This window comes from Paraburkholderia sp. D1E, assembly GCF_052682275.1.
Map to the genome: position 1 here is coordinate 6,503,485 of NZ_JBQYMB010000001.1, position 26,989 is coordinate 6,530,473.

Annotated in this window: 21 protein-coding genes; 14 read left to right on the forward strand and 7 right to left on the reverse strand. The window is 64.2% G+C overall.

Annotation, left to right across the window (positions count from 1 at the left end):
- Nucleotides 1–280 precede the first annotated feature (280 nt).
- The 5 genes from ACUN0E_RS29295 to ACUN0E_RS29315 are packed head-to-tail and all read right to left on the reverse strand — an operon-like array spanning nucleotide 281 to nucleotide 6,630.
- Complete coding sequence (locus ACUN0E_RS29295; protein ID WP_445568808.1) at nucleotides 281–2,911, reverse strand: glycosyl hydrolase 2 galactose-binding domain-containing protein; 2,631 nt, start codon at nucleotides 2,909–2,911, stop codon at nucleotides 281–283.
- A gap of 30 nt (nucleotides 2,912–2,941) precedes the next feature.
- Entirely contained in the window at nucleotides 2,942–4,003 is a 1,062-nt protein-coding gene (locus ACUN0E_RS29300) for a DUF1839 family protein (protein WP_408235432.1), read from the reverse strand.
- A complete protein-coding gene (locus ACUN0E_RS29305) occupies nucleotides 4,000–5,082 on the reverse strand; it encodes an amino acid--[acyl-carrier-protein] ligase (protein ID WP_445568809.1) in 1,083 nt (360 codons plus the stop codon). The genes ACUN0E_RS29300 and ACUN0E_RS29305 overlap by 4 nt, the downstream gene beginning before the upstream one ends.
- A gap of 1 nt (nucleotide 5,083) precedes the next feature.
- Nucleotides 5,084–6,382 (reverse strand): acyl-CoA dehydrogenase family protein, encoded by a 1,299-nt coding sequence (locus tag ACUN0E_RS29310; protein ID WP_408340484.1) that lies wholly within the window; start codon nucleotides 6,380–6,382, stop codon nucleotides 5,084–5,086.
- A complete protein-coding gene (locus ACUN0E_RS29315; protein ID WP_408235441.1) occupies nucleotides 6,379–6,630 on the reverse strand; it encodes an acyl carrier protein in 252 nt (83 codons plus the stop codon). Before ACUN0E_RS29315 ends, ACUN0E_RS29310 begins: the two co-directional genes overlap by 4 nt.
- Before the next feature lie 369 nt (nucleotides 6,631–6,999).
- Here ACUN0E_RS29315 and ACUN0E_RS29320 point away from each other — a divergent pair, with 369 nt between their 5' ends.
- From ACUN0E_RS29320 to ACUN0E_RS29345, 6 genes are read left to right on the forward strand one after another with little or no spacing between them, the layout of a single operon-like run.
- Nucleotides 7,000–7,533, forward strand: coding sequence for a GNAT family N-acetyltransferase (locus tag ACUN0E_RS29320; protein WP_408235444.1), 534 nt, complete (start codon nucleotides 7,000–7,002; stop codon nucleotides 7,531–7,533).
- On the forward strand, nucleotides 7,533–9,089 hold the full coding sequence (locus ACUN0E_RS29325; RefSeq protein WP_445568810.1) for an O-antigen ligase family protein: 1,557 nt from the start codon (nucleotides 7,533–7,535) through the stop codon (nucleotides 9,087–9,089). The genes ACUN0E_RS29320 and ACUN0E_RS29325 overlap by 1 nt, the downstream gene beginning before the upstream one ends.
- Nucleotides 9,090–9,115: 26 nt before the next feature.
- On the forward strand, nucleotides 9,116–10,294 hold the full coding sequence (locus tag ACUN0E_RS29330; RefSeq protein ID WP_445570541.1) for a glycosyltransferase family 4 protein: 1,179 nt from the start codon (nucleotides 9,116–9,118) through the stop codon (nucleotides 10,292–10,294).
- Nucleotides 10,291–11,445 (forward strand): glycosyltransferase family 4 protein, encoded by a 1,155-nt coding sequence (locus ACUN0E_RS29335; protein WP_445568811.1) that lies wholly within the window; start codon nucleotides 10,291–10,293, stop codon nucleotides 11,443–11,445. The genes ACUN0E_RS29330 and ACUN0E_RS29335 overlap by 4 nt, the downstream gene beginning before the upstream one ends.
- A 13-nt stretch (nucleotides 11,446–11,458) precedes the next feature.
- Nucleotides 11,459–13,864 carry a hypothetical protein gene (locus ACUN0E_RS29340; RefSeq protein WP_445568812.1) on the forward strand — a complete coding sequence of 802 codons (2,406 nt, stop codon included), beginning with the start codon at nucleotides 11,459–11,461 and terminating at the stop codon, nucleotides 13,862–13,864.
- Nucleotides 13,861–15,018, forward strand: a complete 1,158-nt coding sequence (locus ACUN0E_RS29345) for a glycosyltransferase family 4 protein (RefSeq protein ID WP_445568813.1) — start codon at nucleotides 13,861–13,863, stop codon at nucleotides 15,016–15,018. Before ACUN0E_RS29340 ends, ACUN0E_RS29345 begins: the two co-directional genes overlap by 4 nt.
- A gap of 119 nt (nucleotides 15,019–15,137) precedes the next feature.
- On the opposite strand, the gene ACUN0E_RS29350 is transcribed toward ACUN0E_RS29345, so the two are convergent.
- Nucleotides 15,138–16,595: an oligosaccharide flippase family protein gene (locus tag ACUN0E_RS29350; protein WP_445568814.1), complete on the reverse strand. Its 1,458-nt coding sequence runs from the start codon at nucleotides 16,593–16,595 to the stop codon at nucleotides 15,138–15,140.
- 215 nt (nucleotides 16,596–16,810) lie between these two features.
- Between ACUN0E_RS29350 and ACUN0E_RS29355 the strand changes: the two genes are divergently transcribed.
- The 8 genes from ACUN0E_RS29355 (at nucleotide 16,811) to lepB (ending at nucleotide 26,216) form a co-directional block, all read left to right on the forward strand.
- Entirely contained in the window at nucleotides 16,811–17,809 is a 999-nt protein-coding gene (locus ACUN0E_RS29355) for a glycosyltransferase family 2 protein (RefSeq protein WP_445568815.1), read from the forward strand.
- A gap of 158 nt (nucleotides 17,810–17,967) precedes the next feature.
- Complete coding sequence (locus ACUN0E_RS29360; protein WP_445568816.1) at nucleotides 17,968–19,893, forward strand: serine aminopeptidase domain-containing protein; 1,926 nt, start codon at nucleotides 17,968–17,970, stop codon at nucleotides 19,891–19,893.
- A 53-nt stretch (nucleotides 19,894–19,946) separates the two neighbouring features.
- Nucleotides 19,947–20,780 (forward strand): class I SAM-dependent methyltransferase, encoded by an 834-nt coding sequence (locus ACUN0E_RS29365; RefSeq protein ID WP_445568817.1) that lies wholly within the window; start codon nucleotides 19,947–19,949, stop codon nucleotides 20,778–20,780.
- 91 nt (nucleotides 20,781–20,871) lie between these two features.
- Entirely contained in the window at nucleotides 20,872–22,464 is a 1,593-nt protein-coding gene (locus ACUN0E_RS29370) for a mannose-1-phosphate guanylyltransferase/mannose-6-phosphate isomerase (RefSeq protein ID WP_445568818.1), read from the forward strand.
- Complete coding sequence (locus ACUN0E_RS29375; RefSeq protein ID WP_408521173.1) at nucleotides 22,445–23,062, forward strand: flavin reductase family protein; 618 nt, start codon at nucleotides 22,445–22,447, stop codon at nucleotides 23,060–23,062. Before ACUN0E_RS29370 ends, ACUN0E_RS29375 begins: the two co-directional genes overlap by 20 nt.
- Nucleotides 23,063–23,544: 482 nt before the next feature.
- Nucleotides 23,545–24,264 (forward strand): FadR/GntR family transcriptional regulator, encoded by a 720-nt coding sequence (locus tag ACUN0E_RS29380; RefSeq protein WP_408235480.1) that lies wholly within the window; start codon nucleotides 23,545–23,547, stop codon nucleotides 24,262–24,264.
- Between the two features lie 134 nt (nucleotides 24,265–24,398).
- Nucleotides 24,399–25,397, forward strand: coding sequence for a Gfo/Idh/MocA family protein (locus ACUN0E_RS29385; RefSeq protein ID WP_445568819.1), 999 nt, complete (start codon nucleotides 24,399–24,401; stop codon nucleotides 25,395–25,397).
- Nucleotides 25,398–25,517: 120 nt separating this feature from the next.
- Entirely contained in the window at nucleotides 25,518–26,216 is a 699-nt protein-coding gene (gene lepB, locus ACUN0E_RS29390; protein ID WP_408235486.1) for a signal peptidase I, read from the forward strand.
- A 90-nt stretch (nucleotides 26,217–26,306) separates the two neighbouring features.
- Here lepB and ACUN0E_RS29395 read toward each other — a convergent pair whose 3' ends face one another.
- Nucleotides 26,307–26,966 carry an amino acid ABC transporter permease gene (locus tag ACUN0E_RS29395; protein WP_408393606.1) on the reverse strand — a complete coding sequence of 220 codons (660 nt, stop codon included), beginning with the start codon at nucleotides 26,964–26,966 and terminating at the stop codon, nucleotides 26,307–26,309.
- Nucleotides 26,967–26,989 lie beyond the last annotated feature (23 nt).

The following is a 26,989-nucleotide window of genomic DNA, read 5'->3' on the forward strand; positions in this document are numbered from 1 at the left end:
CTTGATCGGATTGGGTTAGCGGCGGATCAGCATATCTTTGCAGAGGGTGTCTCAGAGATGAAATAGCCCTTGTGTGCGCGTTGTTGGGGGCCGTCCAAGGTGTGCCGGAATTGATTCAGATGTGTTCTATACGTTGCGTACGGTCCCGTACGAAGCGTCCGTTTTGACGATCGGGAGGTCGCAAAAAAACCAACAGTGATTCTGTAGACCAGACAGGCGGGCGCGCGCAGCGCGAGGTTTTATGCGGCTTGCGAGGGGGTAGCTCGTTCAGGGACGACAATTAACCGTAGAAGGTGGCGGATATCGCATTGATCGCGCGTACTTCGCCGGCGGGTGCCTCGCATGTTGCGTCAGCTTTAAACGCTGCGTTAGATGCGTGCACAACGAGTTTCTCAATGGCGATGAGCGGCACGGCACAAGGGCGGTCGGGCGGCAGATGAAACCAGTCGCGTGCGGCACGGTAATGCGTGTCAATGATATGAACGAAGCGCGCAAAGCGTTTCGCTTCGATGATCAGTTGCCAGCCGTCGGCTGTGCGCTCGGCACGGACTGTCAGACCGAGGTCGTGGCGCTCGCCGGCACGCCGCTCTGGCAGATGAACCGCTTCTGAAATGATCCGGCCATTCGCCGGATCGCGCAGTGTCGCAATTGTGACGTCGTGGGCGCGCGGGCCGAAGCGGTATGCGTGCGTGAAGTCGAAGAACTGGCCGAGGCACTCCGCCGCGCCGATACGCCGCGTGCTGCGCGGCGCCAGTTCGACTGCGCGGCTGGCCGACGCTACCTTGACGCTACCGTCGCGCAGGCAGACCAGGTCCAGTTGCGCGAGCAATGGTTCCGCACGTTCGTTCAGCAAATGAATATCGAGGCCGTTGAGGCCTTCGTTAGTCATGAGCATCTGGATGGGTTGCAGCGCGCGTGCGAGCCCGTGCAGGGCGCTTTTAGGCCGTCCTGTGGCGTCGATCAAGCCCCAGCCTGCGCCGGGGCGCAGATCCTGGAGCTGCCAGACCAGCGCGCCGCCGCACGTCGAACCGGCGCGCCGCCATTCGGCGAACGCGTCGCTCATCAGCTCGGCGACCACCGCGCGTGACAGATCCAGATAGCGCTCAGGGTCTTCGTAACGCAGCTGCGCCGGCTCGACACCGTAGAGCGTCTGAAGATAATGGTCGCGCACGTCGTCGAAATCCCAGCCGGCGCCGGGGTCACGCGGTATGGCCGCTTTCCAGCGCGGGTCATGCAGATGGATCGTGCCCAGCGCATCGTGCAAGGTGGCATCGTCGGGCACGTTGGCGAACGCGAGGCATTCGGCGGCGAACCGTACCTGCGAGCGGCGCACGTCGTCGAGCGGGCGTTGATAGGCGCCCACGCCGTAGTAGTGCGTGATGCCCTCATTAGTTGAAAACGGCCACGCGCCGCCTGAGGGCGAGTTGCTCACATACGGTATGTCTGACCGCTCGCGCGCGGCGATAGCGGGTAGCTGTTCGGTAAATACTGGTTGCGTGCGCATCGAAGCGGGCAGGCCGAGCATGGCGGCCTGCTGGTCGACTTCGCTGCCGCCGCACAGTACCGCGAGCGAGGCAAAGCGCCGCGTGCGGGTCAGAAATTGCGTCGCTTCGCGCTCGATGGAAGCGCTGAAGGCGGCATCGTTCGGGTAGTCGAAATTCGCCAACGCAAAGTCTTGCCAGATGAGCAGACCGTATTCGTCAGCGAGTGCGTAGAAGGTGTCGGACTCGTACACCATCGTGCCGCCTACGCGCAGCATGTTCATTCCCGCATCGCGGGCGAGCGCGAAAGTGTGGCGCAGTTGCGTCTCGGTGCCGGTGAGCGTGACGAGATCCGCACTGGTCCAGCAGGCGCCGCGGCAAAACACCGGCGTGCCATTTACGCGCAATGCGAAGCCCGCGCCGTCCGCGCCGTGATCCACTTCGATGCTGCGAAAGCCGATCGATCCCAATGGATGGGAAGTCGCGCGCTCGTCATCAAGCTGCAACGTCAGAGGATATAAAGTGGGATTGCCGTGCGTGTGCGGCCACCAGCGTTCGGCATGCGGGACACAGACGCTGCCGGTCAGTGTATATGCATCGCACCATTGCAAAGACGAAACAAAGCCGCCGCAATTCAACGAGGCCGCACACGTGCCGACGTTGTGCGGATGAACGAAATGTAGCGTGAGCGAAACAACGCCGTCCTTGTCGTCGAGGCGGCTTGTCAGATCAATCGTGTCGAATGCGTGCGGCGCGTCACTCAACAATTCAATTGGCCGCCATGGGCCGACTGCCTGTACTGACGGACACCATCCGGGCATATGGCCGAGCAGGGTGGTGCGCACGTTGCGCAAGGTGGACGGTGTAACGAGCCGTGGCCGCCAGCGGGCACGTGAGCGTTTTGCCGCCAGCGCCGGAGTCAGCGAGCGAAAGCACAGCGTGAGTGTCGCACTGCCGAGCAGTTCGATGTCGAGATCGTGCGCGACGAACATCGAATCGGAGTCGAGGCGCCTGACGCCGTCGAACCAGACTTCGGTGAGAGTCGCGAGGCCGTGTAGGCGCAAGCGGCGTTTGCCTGTGCCGGTCAGCGTGAGCCGGTACCAGTGATCGTCGAAGGCGAGCGGCGGCGGATTCGCTATGTCCAGCAGGCCCGCGGCACGGCGCGCGCTCGCCACCGTACCGGGTACGGGCGCGTCGAGCCAGCCTTGCGCGGGTAAGTCGGCGGGCGACGCGCATGCACCGGCCGGCGTGCTGATGCACTGCCACCCCGCGTCGAGTTGCTGCGGCCAGAGGTTCTGGGGTATAGCATTGGCCGCTGCAACGGCCGTGATAATGCCAGCAGCTTCGGCAGCTTCGGCAGCCGTCTCAGCGAACGCTGCCGGAAGCGACTCGTCTTCATCCGGTACCAGATCAGTCGTCAGCGCATCCACGGCGATTTCCTGAAGCTCGAAACGAGCGCGTCACAGCACAAGCGCGGCGAGTGGCGGCAGCGTCTTTTCATAGGCACTTTCGAGCACATCGAAGCAGTCTTCACACGAATCGCGGCGCCCGCGCGTGATGGCCCGCACGAGCCGGAACTGCATCACCATCGACTCCGACGCGATACTCTGCGCGGCCGCCGGGATCGACGCCGGCACCTCGAAGCCTTGTGCCGACAGCCACAGCAGATACTTCGAGAGAAACTCGAAGTTCGCGCCGAGCTGCCGCATCAGGTTGAACGAGTACGGATGGAAGAACGCCTCGCCGCGTTCGAGCAGCGTCTCGAGATGCGCGGGAAACGCTGCGCGCCACTGCGAGATCGGATTGGTCAGCGGCCGTCGGCCCAGATGCGCGCACAACAATTCCGCCGATGCTTCGGCGAGCGCCGTGCCTTCCAGCGCGGGCCGCGTCTGCTTGGCGAATTCAACATACGGAAACAGCAAGTCCGGTTGCTGCGCGAATTGCGGCAGTTTGCGAAACACGCCGTCGTAGTCAACGCCCTCGAGCAGGTGATAGCCGGTGTTATGAAAATAACCGAGGCGGCGGGCAGGCGGATCGATGAAGTCGATCCCCACCGTGGTTTTCGGATGCTCGCGCCGATACGACGTGGCACGCGTATTCGGCAGGTAATAGCCGTCCACTTCCACCAGCACGGTATGGCCGCGCAAGGTCTGCGCGAGCACGCGGGCTTCGAGCGAGTCGTAGATCGCCAGTTCCTGCACCTGGGTGCCATAGAGCCGCTCGAGGTCTTCGAGCGGGAATTTGAAGAACGTGAACTGATCGCCTTCGAAATCCTGCGTGACGGTGAACCCGAACGCCGCGCGTGGATCGAGCCCGAAACCGTGCAGCAGTTCGATCCACAGGTCGACGTAGCAGTTGGTCTCCTGCCAGACGCGCTCGCCTTGATGCAGCGCGTGCGGCGCATGCTGGCGCAACGGTGCTATGGGCGCGGCCGCGCCGCCCGGAGCTGGCAGATCGAGCCGGCGGGGCATCGGGAAGGTGGATTGCACGCCCTTCGGTGCAGGGATCACGGATGGATTCATGCGCTGTCTCCGTCACCCTGCGCATTCACCGTGGAGGCCGGTTGCATGGACTGCATGCCTTGCGCCACGCGCGCCTCCGTGTCGCCCCACAGTAGCGCGCGCACGTCGTCCGGCCACGCGTTGACGTCGAGCCCGTGATGACGGAATAGCGCCAGCGTAATGCGCTCCATGCCGAAGCCGACGCAACCCGTATGCGCCACCGTGCCGTCTTCGCAGGCAATCTTCCAGATCGCGCCGAAGTGCTCCATGTGATAGTTGAACGACAGGCACGCCGTCTTGCCGCGCGGGTCGGCCACGGGAATCAGCAGTTCGAACTTGAGCGCCTGAGCACGCTGGCTATCGGCGACGATCTTGCCGCCGCGACCGAAGAACGGATCGTTGGCGAGGTCAACTTCCACCGGCAGTTGCAGCAGCGTAATCAGCAGCGAGCCACGTTCCACCCACATCTGCCGGAACGCCATCACCTGGTCGGCGTTGCCGAGGCGCACGTATTCGCGCTGCCGGAACATCTGCATGCGGCCCGGATCCAGCGATGGTTCGTGGCGGAAGCAATACGACAACACGTCGATAGTGCGGCCATCGGCGGGCAGGGGGCCGCGCCGCGCCATCACCGGATAGATCGGGTAGCAGGCGGCCGGCGTCAGCACCACGCGGGTTGGTTTTTGCTGCGCCATCCATTCTTCGCTGCGTTCGTCGTCGCTTTCGGTCATCGCGTCGTCGAGTGCGCGCAACAGGCGCTGGTGGCCCATGTCGTTGCCGCAGAACGAGTGAATCGTGCCGGCCAGGTTCGGGAAGCTCTTCAGGTATTCGCTGTCTTCGAAGTCGGTGCGGCGCATGGCGGGCGGAAAGCGCAGCACTTCCGGCTGCTGGTCCGCGCCGAGATGCGTGATCGCCACGTTCAGACGCTCCACCACGTCTTCGAAAATCTGGCTGCGGCCGTACAGGCCGTTTTCGCCGGTATCGATCAACAGGCCGGCGGCCAGCAGTTCGTCGCGGAACGTCGGCGCCGCGGGGGCCTGTTCCTGGGCCGCAGCGGTCGTTGCGGCGGCCAGCGCGGCGGTATCGGTCATCGTGTTCATGTCAGGCTCTCCCCGGGGCGGCAGGACGCTGTGCGAGCAACAGGCTCGCCGTGTTCTGCGCGATACGGTCGTTGTTGATCATCAGCGGCGCGGAATAGAGGTCGCGCAGATGCCGTCCCACGCTGTATTCCGTGCCGTTCTTGTAGCCCGCCATGCCGCAGATCATCAGCACTTCCTGCACGACCTGCAGCGCGGTGGTCGAGATGCTGGTTTTCAGCGTGTTCATGTCGGAGGCGAACCCCAGCATGGCCGATAGCGGCGCATCGGCCTGGCAGCCGCCGTGTTTCGCGTGGTGCGCGGTGCGCGCCGCTTCGAGCGCGACCGACAGGCGCGCCTGCATCATCTGCAGAAGGCCGACCGCTTCGGCGAGGCGCAGGCCGGCCGGTGGAATCGAGCCGGGCTTCGAGCGGGCCTGCGCACGGAAAAAGGCTTTCGCGCGATTCACCGCGTCACTGGCGACGCCTGTCCATACCGAGGCCCACAGCGTGTGCGAGACCGGCAGCATGGTCTGATCGGCGATATCGGCGAAGGGTGTCGGCAGGATCTGCTCGGCGAGACCCGTGGCGACGAGCCGGAAGCCCTCGCTGCAGGTGCCGCGCATGCCCATCGAATCCCAGCCGCCGCGCTTTTCCAGTTGCGTTTCTTCGCGTAACGCGACGATCAGCACCTGGTCGGCCGCGGCCGACTCGGCGGTGCGGCGCGCGGTGACCAGAATGCCGTCCGCATGTGCGCCGTACGAGATCGTCGGCGCGAGCTTTTCGATGCGATAGCGCTGCTTGCCCGGCTCGCCTTCGAGTTCGACCGAGCAGGCGCTGGTGCGCATATTGCCGCCGATGGTCTCTTCGGAGGTCGCCGAAGCCAGTAGCCATTGATGCTCGACGAGTTGCGCGAGCAATTGCCGATGCCACGCCGACTCGCTGCCGTGCGCCTCGATGCAGGCCACCTGGATCTGATGCATCGCATACACCATCGCGGTGGAGGCGCAACCCTGCGCGAGCGTGTCGCAGATCGCGGCGACATCCGCGAGCGAGAGCCCCGCGCCGCCGAACGCGGCCGGCACCATCGCCGACAGCAAATGTTCGTGCTTGAGCGCGTCAAAAGCCTCGAGGGGGAAACGCGCTTCGCGGTCCACCGAATCGGCGAACTGCGCGGCCACGGCGGCGCAGCGCTGCGCCGCCGCGCGCCAGCCGGGTTCGGTTTCCACCGCGCTCAGCACGACTGCGGCGTTGGCGGGTTGCGCAGCATCGGTCGCGGCGAGCGGCGCCGCGACCGCGGCCGTGTCCAGCAACGGGGCGTTCATGCTGCCGCCTTCGCCTGTTGCAGCTCGGCGACCGCGGCGGCCATCGAAGCGATGCTGGAGAACAACCGGCGCGTCAGCATGCGGTCAGGAATTTCAATGTCGAATTCATCTTCGATGGCCAGCATCAGATGCACTGTTGCGAGCGAAGACAGGCCCGCGGCGTACAGGTCGGCGTCGTCAGCCAGGGTGTCCGGCGGGACGTCGAGGCGGGCCGATTCGGAAAGGATGCGTCGCAGTGCGGTTTTCATGTTGAGGTGCCCCCTTGTTGGTCAACGGTCTCTCGAATGTTGCTGTCGTAAAACGAACGGACATCGTCGTTTTTGGCGTGTATCGCAGCGCGTGGCGTCATCGCGACGCGTCTGGTGGCGGATCGACGCGCATCGTTGCCGCGCTTGCACGGTGCCTGAAGCCGTTTTTTACGATTTCCTGCGGCGCCGTGTTCCGACGCCTCGTATTTAAGAATTGTCAAAGCCCAGCGTCAGTGCGATGGCGCACGGAAACGCGCGTTTCGCGGACGTACCGTGTAGCCATGACAACAGGCCGGCGTGTTGAGCCAGGCCGTCGAGGGCGGCGTGCGATGCCGTGCTCGCTGAACTTATTTACCGCTGGGGAACGTGATGAACTGGAAAACGCTGGAATTCGAGCAGCTTTCGGCACGCGAGTTGTATCTGATCTTGCGGGCGCGTAGTGCGGTCTTCGTGGTCGAGCAATCGCATGTCTGTCTTGACGCCGACGGTCACGATGAGAACGCGCTGCACGTCTTCGCAGTCGAGGACATGGGGCGGCCCATGCCGGTCCTGGCTTACGCACGCCTGCAACCCGGCGACGCCGAAGATCCGGAAATCACCATCGATAAGGTGCTGACCAGCCCGTTGCGGCGCGGCGACGGCACCGCCGAACTCTTGCTCGAACGCGTGCTGCAGGCGATCGCCGAGCGTTGGCCGGGACATGCCACGCGCGTGAGCGCTCCGCTCGGGTTGCGCGACTTCTACGAGCAATTCGGTTTTCGTAAGACGGAAGGGCCGTACCTCGAACATGGCGTGCCGTTCATCGGCTTGACGCGCCAGGTGCGCGGCAGCCAGCCGCTCTTCGGTACGCGGCGCCGCGAGCGCGATGGTGTGGCGCTCGTCAACACTTTTGAGCTCCTGTAATGGCGCGAATGCTGATCACGCCTTCTATGCAGGCTGGACTGCCGGCATCGCAGGGCCAGCGGCGAATTCTGCCCGGCGGGGCGTTTTCGCCAGACGAACCGGCTCCACGTTCAGGCCGTCCCACTCAGGCAGCACGCGCGCGGCGCAAAGGCTTGCGTCATCCGCTGATCTTGCCGGTGCTCCTGTTTGCCGCGACTTTGGCCTTGATCCTTCTGCATCAAGGCAGGCTGGTCGAGTATTTCTATCCGCTCGGTGCGTTCGGCGTGGCGTTGGTGTTGTATCGGCGCTCGCCCGCGCATTACATCGGTTTTGTCTGCTGGCTGTTTTTTCTGACGCCGGAAGTGCGGCGCCTCGCGGACTTCGTCAACGGCACGTTCAATCCGCAGAGTCCCATCATGGTGGCGACGCTGCTCGCCGTCGCGCTCACCGGCCTGACCTTGCTCAAGCATGTGTCGTTGCTGGGGCAGCGCCGTGCGGCGCCGCTGGTGTTGATTGTGATCGCGCTTCTCTATGCCTTTGTGGTCGGTATGGCGCAGGTCGGTCCGGCGGCGGCGACGTTTACGCTCATCAACTGGCTGTATCCCGTGATGGTGGCGTTTTATCTCACCGTGACGTGGCGCCACTATCCGGACTATCACCGGGTTCTGCTGAAGACCTTCGTCTATGGCGGACTCCTGATGAGTGTGTACGGTTTGCTCGAGTTCGTTTCGCCGATGCCGTGGGACGCCTTCTGGCTGATCTCTTCGAAGATGCTGTCCGAGGGGCAGCCGGTGCCGTTCGGCATGCGTGTGAGCAGCACGATGAATTCGTGCGGGCCGTTCGCGGTCACGCTCATGACGATTCTGCTGATGTCGCTGGCCGCGCGCGGTAAAGCGCGCATCGTACTCGGATGCGTAGGGGTTCCCGTGCTGCTGCTCACCAGCGCACGCAGCACGTGGGGCGGTTTTGCGATCGCGCTGGTGTATTCCTTCGCCATGCTCGACGGTAAAAGCCGCATGCGGCTGGTGGCGGCAGTACTCGGGCTGGCCGTGGTGGCTGCGCCGCTGATGATGATCGATCAGGTTGCGGAGCCGGTGACGCAGCGGTTGAGCTCGATTCAGGATCTCGCTCAGGACGACAGCTACCAGGCGCGCGCGGAGTTCTACAAGTCATTCATGTCGTCGGCGCTAACCGATATCGCCGGCCAGGGGCTCGGCACGATCGGCCTTGGCAGCAAGCTCTCCGATGACACGGGCGCACAGGCGATGCTCAACTTCGACAGCGGCCTGATGGAGGTGCCCTACGTGATGGGGTGGCCAGGCACGCTGCTCTACACCACCGGCATCGTCATGCTGCTGTGGCGCGCGTATCGGGCGAGCCGCCAGTACCCGACCGATCTGCTGGCGATCTCCGGCGTCGGCGTGGCCGTGGCGATTTTCTCGATGATGGTTTTCATTAACACGCTGACCGCGGTGTCGGGCATGTTTTTCTTTATCGGCGTGACCCTGCCGGTGATCTCGCTGCGCTACGCGCGTGAACGCCACAGCGTGGTCGCCGCGGCCCCGGCACGACCCTAAAAGATACCCAGATGAAGGACACCCGGATGCGGATTTTGATCGTCACTCATGTCGTGCGCAAGAACGATGGGCAAGGGCGTGTCAACTACGAGATCGTACTGGCGGCGCTCGCGGCCGGTCATTCGGTGACGCTGCTCGCCGCGGGTGCTGCGCCTGAACTGGTGCAGCACCCGCGCGTGTGCTTCGTGCCGATTGGCGAAAGCAGGTTGCCTGGCAAACTCGCCCAGTACCAGATGTTCGCGTGGCGTTGCGGTGCGTGGATCCGTTCACATCGTCAGGAGTTCGATGTGATTCACGTGAACGGTTTCATTGCATGGGCGCGCGCCGATATCAATGCGGCGCACTTCGTTCATGACGGCTGGTATCGCTGCGGTTTTTATCCGTTTCGCCTGTTACGCAGCTTCTACGATGCGTATCAGGTCATCTACACGCTGTTAAATATCGGTTGCGAAAAATGGGCATTCAGGCATGCGGAGGTCATCGTGCCGGTGTCGCACACGGTCGCCGCCGAGGTGCGCGCGCTGGGCATCGCACCGGCGCAGCTGCAAGTGATTCATAACGGCGTCGATGTCGACGAATTCGCGCCCGGTACGCCTGAGCGGACCCGCTTCGGTTTGCCGTCGGCGCCGTTCATGCTGCTGTTCGCCGGCGACCTGCGCATGTCGCGCAAAAATCTCGACACGGTGCTGCACGCGCTTGTGCATACCTCGGCCAATGTGCATCTCGCCGTAGCGGGGATTCTGCATAACAGTCCCTATCCGGCGCTGGTGGCTTCACTCGGGCTGACGGAACGGGTCCACTTCACGGACATGGTGATGGACATGCCCGCGTTGATGCGTTCAGTCGATGCGTTCGTGTTTCCCTCGCGTTACGAACCGATGGGACTGGTGCTGCTCGAAGCACTGGCTGCGGGATTGCCGGTCATTACCGTCCGTACCGCGGGCGGCGCTGAAGTGATTTCGCCCAGAAGCGGCATCGTGCTCGACGATCCCAACGATGCGGTTGCGCTTGCCGCGGCGATCGAGCGCCTCGCCAGCGATCCAGAATACGCTCACCGCCTGGGGCAGGCGGCGCGCGAAGTCGCTGGAACCTTGAGCTGGCAAGCCATGGCGGAGCGCTATCTGTCGCTCTACGAGCAGGTGCATGCGCGGCGCACGGCGCAATCGTTGCCCGCCGGCTGCGCGACCGCGTCGGTGGAGCTATGAGCGCGCCGATCGATTCGCTGCAGATCGGCATGCACTGGTTCAACGAACGGCCAGGCGGCCTCGATCGCATGTTCAAGGCGTTGATCGATACGCTGCCGGCACAGGGCGTCAATGTGCGCGGGATGGTGGCGGGCACCCCCGGTGTGTTCGACGCGTCGGGCGGCAGCGTGCTTGCCTTCGCGGGCGTAGAGGCGTCGCTCGGCACGCGCCTGTGGGGCTCGCGCAGGCAGTCGCGTGCGCTGCGGGCGGCGAAGATGCCCGACGTCGTCGCCACGCATTTTGCGCTCTATGCCGCGCCGACCGCAGGCCTCTTCAGAAGCGTGCCGAAGGTCGTGCATTTTCACGGACCGTGGGCCGCCGAGTCCTATCCGGGTGGCGGTGGCGGCTGGTCGCGCGCGATGCGTGTGGCGCTCGAGCGCTTCGTGTACCGGGGCGGAACGCGTCACATCGTGCTATCGCAGGCGTTCGGGAAGGTTCTGCGCGAGACCTATGGCGTGCGTGACGAGCGCATCCGGATCGTGCCTGGCTGCGTCGATGTCGCGCAATTCGACACGCGCGTGACGCAACGGCAGGCACGCGAGCGCCTCGGTTTGCCGCTGGACCGGCCGTTGCTGTTCTGCATGCGGCGTCTGGTATCGCGCATGGGACTCGAGGACCTGATCGATGCGATCGCCATCGTCAAGCCGGTGCTGCCCGACGTACTCCTGACGATCGCCGGAAAAGGGCCGCTGGAGGCGCAATTGCAGGCGCGTATCGTCGCGCGCGGGCTCGAGCGCCACGTTCGGCTCGCCGGCTACGTGCCCGACGACAAGGTGCCGCTCTGGTATCGCGCCGCCGATATGACGGTGGTGCCGACCGTGTCGCTCGAAGGCTTCGGGCTCACGACGATCGAATCGCTCGCGGCCGGCACGCCGGTGCTGGTGACGCCGGTGGGCGGTCTGCCGGAAGCGGTGGCGCCCTTATCGGCCGAACTGGTGTTGCCCTCGGGCGGCTTCAAGGCGATTGGCGACGGCATCACGGATGTCCTGCTCGGCCGCCGCGTGGTGCCGGATTCGCAGGCGTGCCGCGCGTATGCCCGCCGGCATTTCGACCGGCCGGTGGTCGCCGCGCAGGTTGCGCACATTTACCGCGAAGCGATCGACGCGTTCTGACGCGTTAGAGATCATGCGACGTCTTGCACGCAAAACCTTCGAACGCCTCATATGCGCCGCCGCTCTGGCGTTGCCGGTGCTCGTGCTGATCGCGGCGAGCGACCCGGGGGGCGGCGCGACACTTGCTCTGGCGCAGACAACCCGAGCCGCGTCGGATGCGATCTTCGTGGCGTCTGCCGGCAAGCCCGCGGCCGAAGCGCGCGCGGCGGTCGCGCATCCGTCTCTGTCTTACCGCACGTCGTGGATTGGCAATACCTGGGGCTACGCGGACCATCGCTGGATGCAGATCGATGTGCAGGCGCTCGCTGCCACGCCTGATGGCGACGTCTTCACGAATGCGCCCTGGGACGAAGGCGGCGGCGAGATCGGCCAGTACCGTAACGGTCAACTGGTTCGCTACGGTGGCGAGTCGCACGGCTGGGGCATGATGGGCGGCGACGCAATCGCCGTGAACGACGAATACGTGTTCGTCGCGCAAACGGTTGTCAGTCTCGGCAACGAGATGGCCCAACACCGGCGCATGCCGCGCGAGGGCGAGCAGTGGACCGGCGTCGCTCGCCGTAGCCGCGCCGATATCCGCGACGGCGTGCCGTTCGCCGGTCAGGTGAGCTGGCCGGGCGGTAGCCGGTTGGCGTTTCTGCTGGTCTCGACTTTTTCGAGCAAGGAGGATTACGCGATCCGCGGACTCGCCGCCGACGAGACGCGGCTCTTCGTATCGAATCAGCGAGACAACCGCATTCAGATTTTCGATGCCCAAACGATGCAGGCGATCGGCAGTTTCCCGGTCCACGAACCGGGGCGCCTCGCGCTCGCGCCCGATGGCTCGCTGTGGATCGTCGAGAACAGCCGCACCGATGGCGCCGAACGTGTGGTCCACCGGGCACGCGATGGCGCGCGTCTTGGCGAGCTCGCATTGCCGCGTGGTGTGGTGCCCGCGGATCTGACGGTCGACACACGCGGACGGCTGCTGATCGCCGACAACGGCGCGCGCCAGCAGATCCTGATTTTCACGGCGAACCCAGCGAACCCTGGCGTAACGGCATCCCGCACGGCGCAGCCGGGAGCGGGCATGCAACTGTCGGCGAGTTTTGGAGAAGAGGGCGGCATTTATGCGGGCCGCGCCGGTGCGCCGGGGCCGCGGCGCTTCAATGGATTGACCGGCGTAGGCGTGGACCGGGCCGGCAACATTTATGTGTCGATGAACGGCGCGGGACCGCGTCCCATCGGCACCGGTCCGAGCACCTACGACGGTGCGCTGATTGAGAGCTATGCGCCCGATGGCAAGCAGCGCTTCAGTCTGCAAGGGCTGTTGTTCGTCGATGGGGCGCAGTTCGTCGATGGCGAGCCGCCCTCGGTCTATAGCGGTAGCAAACGCTTCACGCTTGACCTGACACGCCCTGCCGGCGAGGAATGGTCTTACGCCGGCTATACCGCCGACCGTTTCCGCTATCCCTACGATCCGTACTTTCATCTGTACCTGGGCGGCCAGCGCGGCATGCCGCTCGTGCGTGATGTTCGCGGACACCGGCTGCTCTATACGACGGACATGTACTCGTCGTTTCTGCGCATCTACCGCTTTACCGCCGATCGCGAGACGGCGATTCCTTCGGGTCTCTTTTCGCAGTCGCACATCGACGGCGCGTGGCCGCCCAACCAGCCGGCGCAAGGCGAATGGATCTGGCGCGACGCGAGCGGCAAGGGTGACTTTTCCTCCGGCGCGTTCGACCAGAACACCGGCAGCACCGACGCGCCGCAGATGCGCGCGTGGTGGGTCGACAGCCAGGGCGATATCTGGCAGGGCACTGAGTCGCAGGGAATCCGCTCGTTTCCGCTGCAGGGTTTCGACCGGGTCGGCAATCCGGTCTACCGCTATACAGCGATGCGGCAGTATCCGCCGCCCGCGCCGTTCTACCGCATTGCGCGCCTGAATTACTTCCCCGCCGACGACACGATGTTCGTCTCCGGGTCGACGCCGGCGCATCCATTCATTCAGGACAACTGGAATAGCGCGGGCTCGCAACTGGCGCGTTACGACCACTGGAAGAACGGCAAGCCACTGCTGCGCTACATCATCGGCTTGCCCGATCGCGGCGCGCCCGACTGGTCGTCGATCAGCGGCTTCGCAGTGGCGGGTGATTACGTGTTTGCCATCGAAACCCGAAGCGCGATCGTGCGTGTCTACGACCGGGCCACCGGCCGCGATGTGGGCCGGCTCGAACCGGGCAAGGAAGTCGGCTCGACGAGCGGCTGGATCGATGTGCCGATGCCGCTTACCGCTCATCGCCTTGCGTCGGGCGAATACCTCGTGCTGGTCGAGGAAGACGCACACGGCAAAGCCTTGATGTATCGCTTCACGCCACAGACGGCGCCGCCAGCGGTTGCCGCTCCTCACTCAACGGATACTGCACAGATCCCATGAAGATTATTCATCTAGCCAACCATGCACAGAACGTCGGCAATGGCATCGTCAACATGATGGTCGACCTCGCCTGTATGCAGGCGCGTGTCGGCCACGACGTGACGGTGGCGTCGGCGGGTGGCGGCCACGAGGGTTTGCTGGCGCAGCAGGGCGTGCGTCACGTGCTGCTCGCGCAATCGCCACGGCCGTCGCGCGTACCGGCGATGGTAGCCGGCTTTCACCGGCTGGTCGCGAGGTACGACCCCGACGTCGTGCACGCACACATGATCACCGGCGCGCTGATTGCACGCTTGAGCTTCCTGCCGCGGCGTTTCGCGCTGGTCACCACGGTACACAACGAGTTTCAGAAAAGTGCGACGCTCATGGGCGTGGGCGATCGTGTCGTGGCGGTCAGCGAGGCCGTGGCGGTAGCGATGGCGCGACGCGGCATATCACGCGCACGTCTCGCTGTCGTCGGCAATGGGACGATCGGCACGCCGCGTCTCGCCAGCACACCGGTGCCTCACGAACCGCAACTGGCCCATCCGTGCATCGTCACGGTGGCGGGCATGTACGAACGCAAGGGTATCCGCGATTTGCTGCAGGCTTTCGCGCTGCTGCGCGAGCGTGTGCCTGACGCGGTGCTGTATCTGGTCGGCGATGGGCCCGATCGCGCCGCGATGGAAACACTGGCTCAGCAACTCGGCGTGGCGGAGCATGCGCACTTTACGGGCTTCGTTGCTGATCCGCGTGCCTATCTTGCTCAAGCCGACGTTTTTACTCTGGCTTCGCACGCTGAGCCGGGTGCTCTGGTGTTGTGCGAAGCCCGCGAGGCGGGGCGCGCGATTGTCGGGACTCAGGTGGGCGGCATTCCGGAGATGCTCGATGACGGCGAAGCCGGTCTGCTGGTGCCGCCCGCGAATCCGGTTGAGCTTGCGCAGGCGCTTGGCCTGCTCCTGACCGATCGTGTTGCCCATGCCGCGCTGATGGCGCGTTCGCGGCAAAACTGCGAGAGATTCAGCGTGCAACGCGTGAGAGAGGATTACCAGCTGGTTTATGAGCATGCGCTCGCTAGCCGCCAGCCGCGCCGCTTTGCCACGATCGCCACCACGGCCAATCTGGCCGCGCCTGAAATCGCAGTGCGGGACGCTGTCCCCCGGAAGACGACGTTATGACGCGCAAGGGGAGGCGTGACGCCGGGAAACACCGGCGAACAGACGGTGAGGCGGTCGTGCAGGGGCATGCAAAGAGATGGTGAAGCGGACCTGAGTCGCGGTCCGCTTCAACGGGCCGCCTAACTCATCGATAGCGTCACACGTGTCCAGAGTTTGTAGACGACGCTCCTGAGTTCGCTGGACCCATGCAGGGATAGCCCCAGATTCGCCGCCGCCATGACAAGCGCCGCGGCGATCAGCGTTGGCAATGCGGTGATCTCTTCTGAGAGCACCAGTGCGACGACCAGAAACGCCAGATGGACCAGCATGTTGCGCACGATGGACCAGACATGCAATCGCGCGAACGCCAGCAGCACGGCGTAATCGAACAGCGACTTCATCACGACGACGATACCCGCGCCCATGATCCCGAACCAGTGAATCCCGCACCACAGCGCACCGGCGAACACCGGTAATTCGAGCCAGCTCACGCCGGCCACGTAGGCGGGGCTCGTCTGGGCCTGAATCAGAATGCCCAGAATGCCACACTGGCCGCTCAGCCACACGCCCAGCACGAGCACGCCGGCGACCGGTGCGGCGGCCGCGAACGTCGGCCCCAGCCATAACGTCAGAAAGGGTTTGAGCGCGAACAGCGCGACGATCACGCACGGCGTGAAAGCGCCGTTCAGAAATGCGAGGGCGCTATGCGCAAGTGCGTCGGCGTCGGCGCGCGAGACAGCTGACAGGCGCGGGAAGAGTGTGCGCACCATCGCGATCGGCAGCAGGTTCAGGCGCGTGATGAGGTTCTGCGGGGTCGCGTAGTAAGTGACGAAGCGCGCGCCCAGCAGCGCGCCGACCAGTACCCGGTCGAGCGTTGACCCAATCATGTTGGCGCCCGAGAACATCAGCATCCAGCGACCATAGCGAAAGAGTTCGACCATCACGCGCCATTGCGGCATCCGTACGCGGCGAATTCCGATTGCGCGGAACGCCGCCGCGCCGAGCAATACGCCGGCGATCAGACGGGCCACGACCGCGGCCGGAATTACCACCGCGAGCGAGGCCGAGAAACAGAAGATCGACGCCAGCGGCAGCAACTGGAAGAGCGCCGTGCCCAGAGTCTGGTTGATATTGAAACTGGTGAAGCGTTCCACTCCGTTGATGGCACCGGCAAAGACCCACGAAACGTTCGCGATCGGCACGGCCACCGCGATCCACGGCAGGCTCGCCATCACTTCGTGCTGAAAAGCGGGCTCGATCTTTACGCCGTGCGTGATGTAGAGAAACGTGCCGAGGTACACCAGCAGGCCGCCCACGATGCCGGTCCCCAGATTCATGAACCAGGCGCTCCAGAAGATGCACTCAATGGAGTCGTCCTTGGCGGCGCGCGCTTTTGAGATCTGATTTTCGGTGGCGAGACTCGTGCCGAGATCGAGCACGCTGAAGTAGCCGATGAGCGTCCACACCAGATTGATGACCCCATATCGCTCGACGCCCATCAGATGAATATAGGCGGGCACGGTGACGAGAGAGATGAAGGTCGGAGCGATCGCTCCTGCAAAATTGATGAAGATGTTCTTGACGATACTTCTTTCCATGGTGCGCTTTTCCGGCGGGTGATGTCATTGAATGGTGTGATCGATCGTGGACGCTGTCGGTGCGCGGCCGCACCCAGCAGCGCGTTTGAAACGATGACGCCGGCCTGTCGCAGGTGTCGATATTGCGCCTTCGCCCTTTATCGATGTGTGTGTGGCCGTACAGATAGTCATGGTCCGGCAGGGTTAAATGAAACCTTACAGTTTTCGGAGCAACCATGATTGAGATCACGAACGAGGCCGACCGGGGCAGTGGCGGGGCGCTATCCGCGCGTCTGATTTCCATCTGCATTCCCACCTGCAATCGGCCTGCCTTGCTCGAACAGGCCATCGACAGTTGCCATGCGCAGACGTATGGCGAGTGTGAAATCGTGATCGGCGACGACTCGAACGACGACAGTGCGCGGCAAGTGGTGGAGCGTTGCCGCTTGCGCAGCCCGCGGCCGATCCTGATCCGTTATGAACGCAATCTGCCCAGGCTGGGACAGGCGGCCAACGTGAACCGGTTGTTTGCGCGCGCACAAGGCGCGCGGCTCGTCCTGCTGCACGACGACGATCTGCTCGAGCCGGACGCGCTGACCTGTCTCGACGAATGCTGGCACAAGCATCCCAAGTTGACCGCGGCATTCGGCAAACAGCGCGTCATCGCCGACGACGGCACACCGCGGCCGCAAGCCACCGAACGCCTGAACCACGATTATCTGCGCGTGCCTGAACGCGCCGGTCGCCTGCCGGTGCCGGCGCTGGCAGGCATCGACCAGATGTTCCCGAACAACGGCTATCTGGTGGATACCCTGGCCGCACGCCGGATCGCGTATCGCGCAGCCGCTGAGGTCGGTGAAGCGTGCGACTTCGATTTTGGCCTGCGTCTCAGTGTCGACGCTGTCGCGATCTGTTTCGTGGATGTGTTCGTGTCGGTTTCGCGCGAAACGGCGCTGTCGATATCGACCCACGCGCTGCCGGCAATGCACGCGTTTGCGCAATTGCGCGCGAGCAGCGTGCCCGCGGCTGCGCAGGCTGCGCGCGAGGACGCGCTGCGGCGCGTGGCGCCGCGCGCCGCATCCGCCTATGCCCGCGCCGGTGAATCGGCTGCCGCATGGCGTGTGCTGCTGTCGCGGCACTACCCGATGCGCGAACGGCTGCGTGCGCGGTTTTTCTATCACGTGCTGCTCGCCACGCGGTCGGCGTTTGCCTCGCGCGCGCCGCACGGCAATTGAACGTCACGTCGGCCTGAGCTGCATCGGTCGGCGTGACGTGTAACTCGTTGAGCCGCATAAGCATCGGAGTCCGACCCAATGTGGGGGGGCGTACAGATGAATCAGACGGCGTTTGTTGTAGTGATCGAAAGCGGAGTTGAACCGCTGAGGAGCCAGGTGTGAGGCCAGTAGTGTTCGATGGCCGGTTCGGATGGTTGCATCCGGCGGAGGGGCCAAGTGGCGTGGTGCTGTGTTACCCGTTCGGGTACGACGCACTGTGCACCTATCGCGGCATGCGCAGGCTGGCCGAGCGGCTCGCCGCGCGCGGCATGCCGGTGCTGCGCTTCGACTACCCGGGTACTGGCGATGCCGTGGGAGAAGCGAGCGAACCGGGCCGCTGGCGCGCGTGGATCGACAGCATCAAGCACGCCGTGGCGCTGCTGCGTGAGACCACCGGTGTCGAGCGCGTGACGCTGTGCGGGTTGCGTCTTGGCGGTACGCTCGCGGCGCTGGCCGCTCAGGAACTCGGTGGCGTGGATGGCCTGGTGCTACTGGCGCCGGTTTTGTCGGGCAAGAATTATCAGCGCGAATTGCGTGCGCACTATCGCAAGTGGCTCTTGATGCCGGCCGCGATGGATTGCGAAGCCGAGCCCGATACCGACGCATTCGTCGAAGCGTACGGTTTTCGTCTCTATGGCGACGCGCTCGAGAGCTTGCGCGCAGTCGATTTGCGGCGCGATGCCGTCTGTCCGGCCAGGCGCGTACTGATGCTCGATTCGCTGGACCCGGCGCGGGTTGACGCGCTGGCTGCGCATTATCGTGAACAAGGCATGCAGGTGGAGCGGCAGTCGTTTGACGAATACGCCAGGTTCATGATGGAGGCGCTCGATAGCGAGATTCCGCAGGCTGCGTTTCGGTCGATCGAAAACTGGCTGGCAGGCGCTGCTGATAATCCGGCGACGCTGGAGCGCATGGCGGCGGATAGCGACGCTGGTTCCCACGCCGATCAAAAGGCCGAGCTTATGGCGGATCGCGTGAGCGACCCCACCTCGGGCCACCTCGTCGAGCCGGGTGTGATCGAAACGCCGGTGTGGCTCGACGGCGGCAGGATGTTCGGCATCTACTGCACGCCCGAATCGCGCACTGCCGCCGCACCGGCGGTGCTGATGCTCAATACCGGTGCCGTGTCGCGGATCGGCAATGCGCGACTCGGCGTGCGCTTTGCGCGACGTCTCGCGCGGCAGGGTATCGCGTCGCTGCGTGTCGACCTCGGTGGTTTGGGCGACAGCGAGCCATCGCAAGATGCGGTGAGTCTCGATGCACTGTATGCACAGGCAGGCGCCGACGATGCCGCATGCGCGGCGCGTTGGCTGACGGCTCAAGGGCATTGCGGCGCGGTGCTGCTCGGCATCTGCGCGGGCGCCTTCGTCGGCTTGCATGCCGCGTCGCGTGAACCGGCGGTAATTGGCGCCGTGCTGGTCAATTTGCAGAAGTTCACGTGGCAGAACATCTGCGATGAACACGGCAAGCCGAGCGTCCCGGTAGCGGCCTTCGGTTCGACACGCAGTTACCTGCGCTCGATGTGCCAACCACGCAAATGGATTCGTGTAGTTCGAGGGCAGACGGGCGGCTTACCCGTTGCGCGCGAGCTTGCGGCGCGCTTTGCGGCCAGATTTGGCGCAGCGCTCGCCGACCGTCTCGAACGTATCTGCGGGGTCCAACTGGGACCGCGAGAAGAGCAACGCCTCTTCACCGCGCTGCATGCACGAGGCGTCCATACGCGTCTTTTATACGGTGTGCTGGACGAGGGCGTCGAGGAACTCGAACGCTACTTCGGTGTGCGTGGTGGGCGGCTGCGGCGATTCGGCCGGATTGGCGTGGCCTTTTGCGAGCGCACCGATCACGCAATTCTGTCAGCCCGCGCACAAGAAAACGTGATGTCGTACTTCGAGGATTTTTTTCGAAGCACCTTCGACGAAGCCCGTCAGTCCGAGTCATCCGTTAGCGGCGGGACGCGCCGCGCATGGCTCGACTGGCGCCATGCGCGTACCACACAGTGGCTTCTAAAACGCGCACGCGCACTTCGTCTATCAGGCGAAGCGTAATGAACGCATCGGGTTGCCGATCCAGTGCGCTTCCACTTTGATGGAGCAAGGCAATGAACAGTCAATCCGAGTTGGACCGCGTCAACCGTGTCGCATGGAATTCGCCGGATGCGACCCGTGTATTCACGCTCGAGAAAACCTTCTCGGACCTGGGTGAACAGGCTGCGTTCGAGTGGCTCGCGCCGCGCTGTGCCGGTGAACCGTTGCTGGATATCGGCGTCGGCACGGGTCGCACGATTCCGCTGATGACGGCGATCTCGAACGACTACACCGGCGTCGACTACACGCCGAAACTGCTGGAGATCGCGAAGGTGCAGTATCCCGGACGCGACTTGCGGCATATGGATGCGCGCGACATGTCAGCGCTGCCGTCCGGGCATTACGGGCTTGCGGAGTTCAGCTGGAACGGCATCGACTGTGTGGACTACGACGATCGCGTGGCGATTCTCAAGGAGATGTATCGCGTGGTGCGGCCCGGCGGTTATGTGCTGTTCTCATCGCACAACCGCGGCGGCCCGGGCTACCGCGAGAACATCTGGCAATTGCTGCCGAAATTCAGCTTCAATCCGCTCAGGCTCGGCTGGCGCACGCTGCGCTCGATGCGGCGCTTTCAGCTCGGCACGTTGAACTATGTGCGTCACGTGAAGCTGAATCACGACTACGGCAGCTACGCAGTGAAGACGGCGGCGGCGCACAACTTCGGCATTGTGATCGTTTATACGACGCTCAGTGAGCAGCGCCGGCAACTCGCGCAGATCGGCTTTCAGAGCGATGCGGTGTTCGGTAGCTGCGAAGGCAACCGCATTGCGGACGACGTGGAAATCAGTGACACGTTCTGGTTCCACTTCATCGCGCGCAAACCGGTTGCCGCGGGCCCGTTCGACTGACCGCCGCTCTTCGGGCGAAGGCGGCGCACCACGTGCGTCGCATACATAAAAAAACCAGCAGACCAGATTGAACACTAACGGGAAGCGGACCATGAATCGCATCGTTGAACCAGGTAATCCGCTCGCGTCGACTGCGGGCGTCAACGGAAAGGCTACGCGTTTGTCGGTCCAGCCGGTGATTCTCGCGGGCGGTTCCGGCACGCGGCTATGGCCGTTGTCACGCGCGCGCAATCCGAAACAGCTGATCGGGCTGATGGGCGACGAATCGCTGCTCGAAGCAACGCTGCACCGGCTCGACCTTGCATTCGCCAGGGCGGCGGGTAGCGGGACGGCGGGTGAGATGCCGGCAGGCACTCCGCCGGGCATGGCCACGCCGCTCGTGGTCTGCTGCGAGGACCTGCGTCTGCAAACGCTCGAACGTCTCGAACAGTGCGGCCGGCCGGTGCGGATGGTGCTCGAACCGATGCCGCGCAATACCGCGCCGGCGCTAACGGTTGCCGCGTTGACCGCGCGCGCGGGCGCTGTGGCCGGTGACGATCCAATCATTGTCGCGGTGCCGGCTGACCATCTGATTGCCGATCATGCGGCGTTCGGCGCGGCGCTCACGCAAGCGATCTCTCACGCTGCGCGCGGTGCGATCGTGACGCTCGGCGTGCCACCGCAGCGCGCGGAAACCGGCTATGGCTATATCCGCACGGGTAGGGCGCTCGGCGCGCACGGGGCGCGTGCGATCGAACGTTTCGTCGAGAAGCCCGATGCGGAACTCGCGAGGCGCTATGTCGCCTCTGGCGAGTACTGGTGGAATAGCGGCATGTTCGTGGTGCGCGCCTCGGTGTGGCTAGCGGCCATCGAGCTCTGCCGGCCCGCGATCGCGGCGGCTTGCGCGGAGGCTTTCGAGCATGCCGCCGTGGATGGCGACGGCGCGCTGCATCTTGCCCGTGAGGCGTTCGCCGCGTGTCCTTCTGATTCGATCGACTACGCGGTGATGGAACGTGTCGCCACTGACGCGCGCCTCGTCGGCGTTGCAGTGCCGCTGGTGGCGGGCTGGTCGGATGTGGGCGCGTGGGACTCGGTATGGGAGGCGTCCGCCAAGGACGCGTGCGGCAACGTCGCGCGTGGCCGCGTGATGTTCGAAGATTCGGCCGACAGCTTCGCGCATTCCGAGGGGCGTCTCGTCGCATGTGTCGGCGTGAGCGGTGTGGTGGTGGTCGAGACCGCCGACGCCGTGCTGGTCGCCTCGAAGGATCGCGTGCAGGACGTCAGGGCGATCGTCAGCCGGCTGAAGGCGGAGCAGGGCACGGAGGCGCAGGAGCATCGCAAGGTCGGCCGGCCGTGGGGCTTTTACGACTCGCTCGAACGCGGGGAGCGCTTCCAGGTGAAGCGCATTGTCGTTAAACCGGGCGGGCGTCTGTCATTGCAGATGCACCACCATCGCGCGGAACATTGGATCGTGGTGCGCGGCACGGCACGTGTCACGCGCGGCGACGAGTGCTTCCTGCTCTCGGAGAACCAGTCGACGTATATTCCGCTCGGTGTCACGCACCGGCTCGAAAATCCGGGCAAGACGCCGCTTGAAATGATCGAGGTGCAATCAGGCGGCTATCTCGGCGAGGACGACATCGTGCGCTTCGACGATCAATATGGCCGTGACCAGGAGAGCGGCCATGCAGGCGCGGGTACGTGACACTGACGACCGGCAGGAGGCTGGGGCCGCAACGTTGCAAGCGCCGGTGGCTTGCGCTGTGGGCGGCCGTAGCGATGCCGGATTCTGCGCAGGCGGCCTTGACGCATCCGGCGCGGGCACGTTCGACGAGCGCCGCTTCCGCCATGCGCTGGGGCGTTTCGCCACCGGCGTCGTGGTGATTTCGACCGGCAGTGGCGACGGCATGCACGCAATGACCGCCAATGCCTTCATGTCCGGCTCGCTCAAACCGCCGCTGATCGTCGTGTCGGTCGGACACCGCGCACGCATGCACGAGCGTCTGATGAGCAGTGCGATGTTCGGCGTGAGCGTGTTGTCCGATGCCCAGGAGCCTCATAGCCGCCACTTCGCCGGCGAGCCGCAGAGCCGGCTCGCGCCGCGCTTCGCGCCGGTGGCCGGCTTGCCGGACGTGGTGCTGCTCGAACACGCCGCGGCCCGTTTCGCGGCGCGCATGGTGGACCGGCATCCGTGCGGCGATCACACGCTCTTTGTCGGCGAGGTGCTGGTGTTCTCGCTCGACGAACATGCGCCACTGATCTTTTTTGGCGGGCGCTATGCGTCGGTGGCCGAACCGCTTTGAGATACCGCTTGGAATCCGGCTCACAACCTTGGCCACAACGCCGGTCGCCATTAGCGCCTGCTAAAGCGGTGAGCGCGTCTGGTTTTCTTTCAATTCGCCCGCGTTCTTTACGTTCAATGACCAACAATGCTCGGCGGCAGAAGAGCCGCATCGTCGCGCCGGTCTTTTCGCGCCTGCCCGGCGCTGCCCCAGCGGGAGAAAATCAGACAATTCGATTCACTACGTGCGTCTTCGCACTATGCAAATTTTGCCGCGCAGGCACGCTTGAGACGCAAGCTTATGGCCCGTCAAAACATGCGGCGTTACACGGACGAAACAATTCTTCAGAGGGATAACCCTCTCAGGACGTTTCCCAACTGGCGCAACCGTTTCGAAGCTAGCAACGTATCGTAAAAGAGCAATCAGATATCGATAAAACGACACACCAGGGCTGCTTGATCAACAGGCTACGCGGGGGCAAACACCGCTTCGGGGAGAGTGTCATGGAACAGGCAAACAAGGATCGATCGCTGGTCAGCAAGGTCATGGATGGACTCGTGACCGGCATCGTCGAAGAGAAGTACGGCGCCATACTGCCACCGCAGGATGTGCTGTCGAAGGAGTTCGACGTCAGCCGCACCGTCATGCGCGAGGCGCTGTCGATGCTGCTCGCGCGCGACATGCTGGACGTGCGGCCCAAGATCGGCACGCGCATCCGGCCGATGAGCGATTGGCGCATGATCGACGAGGACGTCGTGAACTGGCGTTTTCGCGCGAAGCCCGATCCGCTGTTTCTGCGCGACGTGATCGAGTTTCGTATCCTGATCGAGCCGCGTGCCTCGGCGCAGGCGGCGGCGCGGGGCAGTGCGGCCGACATCGCGGCGATTCGCGAGGCGTTCGACGCTTTCCGCGTGATCCAGCCCGGAGAGCCCGGTTATCAGGCTGCCGATGAACTGTTCCATACGCGCATCGTGGTGGCGAGCGGCAATCAGTTCTTCAAGCAGATGGCGGCCATCATTCGTGGCGCGCTCTCGACTGTCAACCCGATCGTCAATCGGAACGATGGAACGTGGGATAAGGCGGTGAGCACGCATCAGCGCGTGGTCGAGGCGATCGAGCGGCGCGATCCGAAGGAAGCGGAAATCGCCTCGCTGGCGATGATCGACTACACCGCGGAAGAGATCGGCAGCCGCTTTACGTCGGAACCACCGGTGCGCGGTTGAGCGCGGCCGCTACGGCGGCTGCTGAAGTTGTTTTCCCTGGAGAGACCTTGCATAACGAACGGCGGCAGTAGGCCTGCACGCGCGGGTTGCGTCACAATAGCGCCTGTTCTGAACTGCACGGACTCGAAGGAACGATGACAATTGCAATGCAGGAAGCCCCCACGGGCGGCGTGATTCGCTGGGGGATCGTCGGGACGGGCCGCATTGCCCGTCGCTTTGCTCAGGGACTCGCCCATGTGCCGCGAGCGCAACTGACCGCGCTGTGGTCTCGTCGCGCCGAACCGGCCATGGCGTTCGCCGAAGAATTCGGCGGCGAGGTGTGCGCGAGTTTCGACGCGCTGCTCGCGAGCGGTATCGACGCGCTTTATATCGCCACCGTCCAGGACAGTCACGCCGATTACGCGATCGCCGCGCTGCGAGCCGGTCTACACGTGCTGTGTGAAAAACCCGCCACCATCAACAAGCCGCAACTCGAGCGCGTGCTCGAAGTCGCGCGCGCCGGGCAACGGCTTTTCATGGAAGCCATGAAGCCGCCGTTCTATCCGCTCTATAGAAAGTTGCGTGCCCATCTGGACGCCGAGCCGATCGGCGAGGTGGGTCTCGTGCGCGCCGGCTGTTCGGTGCCGGGCGTGCCGGACGATCATCCGTCGCTGTCGTTCGAGCATGCGGGCGGGGCGCTGCTCGATATCGGCGTCTACGAGATGTTTTTCGCGGTCGACTGGCTCGGTGCGCCGCGTGAGGTGCAGACGCTCGGGCGGCTTGGCTCGACCGGCGTCGATACGTTCGCGAGCCTGAACAGCCAGCATGAGCACGGCATCGCCCAGCTGTTTTGCGGACTCGACCTGCACGGCAAGGGCGACGCGTTGCTGATGGCCACGGGCGGCCATGTCACGATCCATGAACCCTGGTGGAATCCGGCGCGCGCCACGATCCGGTACACCGATGGTCGTGTGGTCGAACTCGACGAGCCGTTCGAAGGTGGTGGTCTGAACTACGAGACCGCGCATTTCTGCGACCTGATTCGAGCGGGGCAGATGGAGAGCCCGCTGATGCCGCACAGTAAGTCGCTGCAGATGATCGAGATGGCCGATGCCGCACGCGCCGCGTTGGGGCTTAAGTTCGCGGGAGAGTGAAGAGCCGTTGCCGCGTAGCTTCCAGCGGCGGTGGTACGATTTGCGCGGGCGTGCGGACTCGAATAAAAAAGGGCACGCGCACCCATAGCTTTCGATCACCTTCCACTGGAGCCGCCTGCGATGCGCATGCTTGGAAAACTGTGGCGCGACAACAAGAGTCTCGTCGCCTTTCTGTTCTTGATGGTGCTGTTCCGCAGCGCCGTGGCCGACTGGAACGTCGTGCCAAGCGGCTCGATGTTGCCGACAATCCGCGAAGGCGACCGGATTTTCGTCGACAAGATGGCCTACGATCTGCGCGTGCCGCTCACCCACATCACGATCGCGCATCTGCACGATCCGCAGCGCGGCGATATCGTCACGATCGATTCTTCGGCGGCGCATGAGTTGATCGTCAAGCGTCTGATCGGCTTGCCCGGCGACAGCGTCGCCATGCGCGACAACGTGCTGTACGTGAATGGCGTGCGCGCCGATTATCAGCCGCTGCACCTGAAGCCGCTTCCGGGTGATGCAACGTCTCCTGGCGACTATCTGACCGAGCGCTTCGACGGCGTGACGCACACGGTGCGGCTTGCGCCCGACGCGCCGAGTCCGCGCAATTCGTTCGGGCCGGTGGTCGTGCCGCAAGGCGAATATCTGATGCTCGGCGACAACCGCGACGACAGTGCCGACTCGCGTTACTTCGGCTTCTTTCCGCGCAAGGAGCTGATGGGCCGTACGCGTCACGTCGCGTATTCGCTCGACCCGGATCACTACTACAAACCGCGCTTCGATCGTTTCGGCGCACCGCTGGATAAGGCGTCGCTAGCCGCCAGCCGGTAGGCGGCTGGCGACGGGTGGAGCACTGGAGTGCGAAATGGGGTGTCAGGCGAGGGGCTAGCGGCGCCCCCCGTGACGTGCTCAGTGACGTGCTCAGTGACGCGTCGGCAGCGCGAGGCGTTTTTCATACCAGTGCTGCACCCACTCGAGCACCTGGCACAGCACCCAGTAGACCGCGGCTGCGGCGAGGTACAGCGGCAGCGGCTGATAGGTCGACGCGATGACTTCCTGCGCGCTGCGCAGCAGTTCGGTCACGGTAATCACCGATACCAGCGAGGTGTCCTTGATCAGGCTGATCAGACTGTTCGATAGACTCGGCACCGCAATGCGTAAGGCCTGTGGCGCGATCACATAGCGCAGCGTCTGACGCCGCGAGAGTCCCAGGCTATAGGCGGCCAGCCACTGGCCGCTGGGAATGCCGAGAATCGCGCCACGCATGCTTTCCGACAGATACGCCGCCACGTTGGCCGACAACGCGATCACGCCCGCAGGCGTGGGGTCGAGCGAAATGCCGAGACTCGGCAAGCCGTAATAGATCACGAAGATCTGCACCAGCAGCGGCGTGCCGCGGAACAGGCTGACATACACGCGCGCGATCCAGTTCAGCACGCGGTTGTGGCTGATGCCCATCACCGCGAGCACGGCGCCGGCAAGGAGGCCGAAGATCATCGACAGAACCGCGAACTTGACCGTCAGGACGGCGCCCTGTGCGAGCACAGGAAGCGATTGGACGAGCAGGGAAGTGGTGGACATGAGCGGTGGGTAGGGTTGGCGCG

Excerpts from the sequence above, each read along its gene's own strand:
- ACUN0E_RS29350 (WP_445568814.1), bottom strand. The coding sequence starts at position 16,595 with ATGGAAAGAAGTATCGTCAAGAACATCTTCATCAATTTTGCAGGAGCG.
- ACUN0E_RS29315 (WP_408235441.1), bottom strand. The coding sequence starts at position 6,630 with ATGAAAACCGCACTGCGACGCATCCTTTCCGAATCGGCCCGCCTCGAC.
- ACUN0E_RS29340 (WP_445568812.1), top strand. The coding sequence starts at position 11,459 with ATGCGACGTCTTGCACGCAAAACCTTCGAACGCCTCATATGCGCCGCC.
- ACUN0E_RS29300 (WP_408235432.1), bottom strand. The coding sequence starts at position 4,003 with ATGAATCCATCCGTGATCCCTGCACCGAAGGGCGTGCAATCCACCTTC.
- ACUN0E_RS29310 (WP_408340484.1), bottom strand. The coding sequence starts at position 6,382 with ATGAACGCCCCGTTGCTGGACACGGCCGCGGTCGCGGCGCCGCTCGCC.
- ACUN0E_RS29305 (WP_445568809.1), bottom strand. The coding sequence starts at position 5,082 with ATGAACACGATGACCGATACCGCCGCGCTGGCCGCCGCAACGACCGCT.
- ACUN0E_RS29380 (WP_408235480.1), top strand. The coding sequence starts at position 23,545 with ATGGAACAGGCAAACAAGGATCGATCGCTGGTCAGCAAGGTCATGGAT.
- ACUN0E_RS29375 (WP_408521173.1), top strand. The coding sequence starts at position 22,445 with ATGCAGGCGCGGGTACGTGACACTGACGACCGGCAGGAGGCTGGGGCC.
- ACUN0E_RS29370 (WP_445568818.1), top strand. The coding sequence starts at position 20,872 with ATGAATCGCATCGTTGAACCAGGTAATCCGCTCGCGTCGACTGCGGGC.
- ACUN0E_RS29330 (WP_445570541.1), top strand. The coding sequence starts at position 9,116 with ATGCGGATTTTGATCGTCACTCATGTCGTGCGCAAGAACGATGGGCAA.
- ACUN0E_RS29365 (WP_445568817.1), top strand. The coding sequence starts at position 19,947 with ATGAACAGTCAATCCGAGTTGGACCGCGTCAACCGTGTCGCATGGAAT.
- ACUN0E_RS29325 (WP_445568810.1), top strand. The coding sequence starts at position 7,533 with ATGGCGCGAATGCTGATCACGCCTTCTATGCAGGCTGGACTGCCGGCA.
- ACUN0E_RS29355 (WP_445568815.1), top strand. The coding sequence starts at position 16,811 with ATGATTGAGATCACGAACGAGGCCGACCGGGGCAGTGGCGGGGCGCTA.
- ACUN0E_RS29335 (WP_445568811.1), top strand. The coding sequence starts at position 10,291 with ATGAGCGCGCCGATCGATTCGCTGCAGATCGGCATGCACTGGTTCAAC.
- ACUN0E_RS29385 (WP_445568819.1), top strand. The coding sequence starts at position 24,399 with ATGACAATTGCAATGCAGGAAGCCCCCACGGGCGGCGTGATTCGCTGG.
- ACUN0E_RS29395 (WP_408393606.1), bottom strand. The coding sequence starts at position 26,966 with ATGTCCACCACTTCCCTGCTCGTCCAATCGCTTCCTGTGCTCGCACAG.
- ACUN0E_RS29345 (WP_445568813.1), top strand. The coding sequence starts at position 13,861 with ATGAAGATTATTCATCTAGCCAACCATGCACAGAACGTCGGCAATGGC.
- lepB (WP_408235486.1), top strand. The coding sequence starts at position 25,518 with ATGCGCATGCTTGGAAAACTGTGGCGCGACAACAAGAGTCTCGTCGCC.
- ACUN0E_RS29320 (WP_408235444.1), top strand. The coding sequence starts at position 7,000 with ATGAACTGGAAAACGCTGGAATTCGAGCAGCTTTCGGCACGCGAGTTG.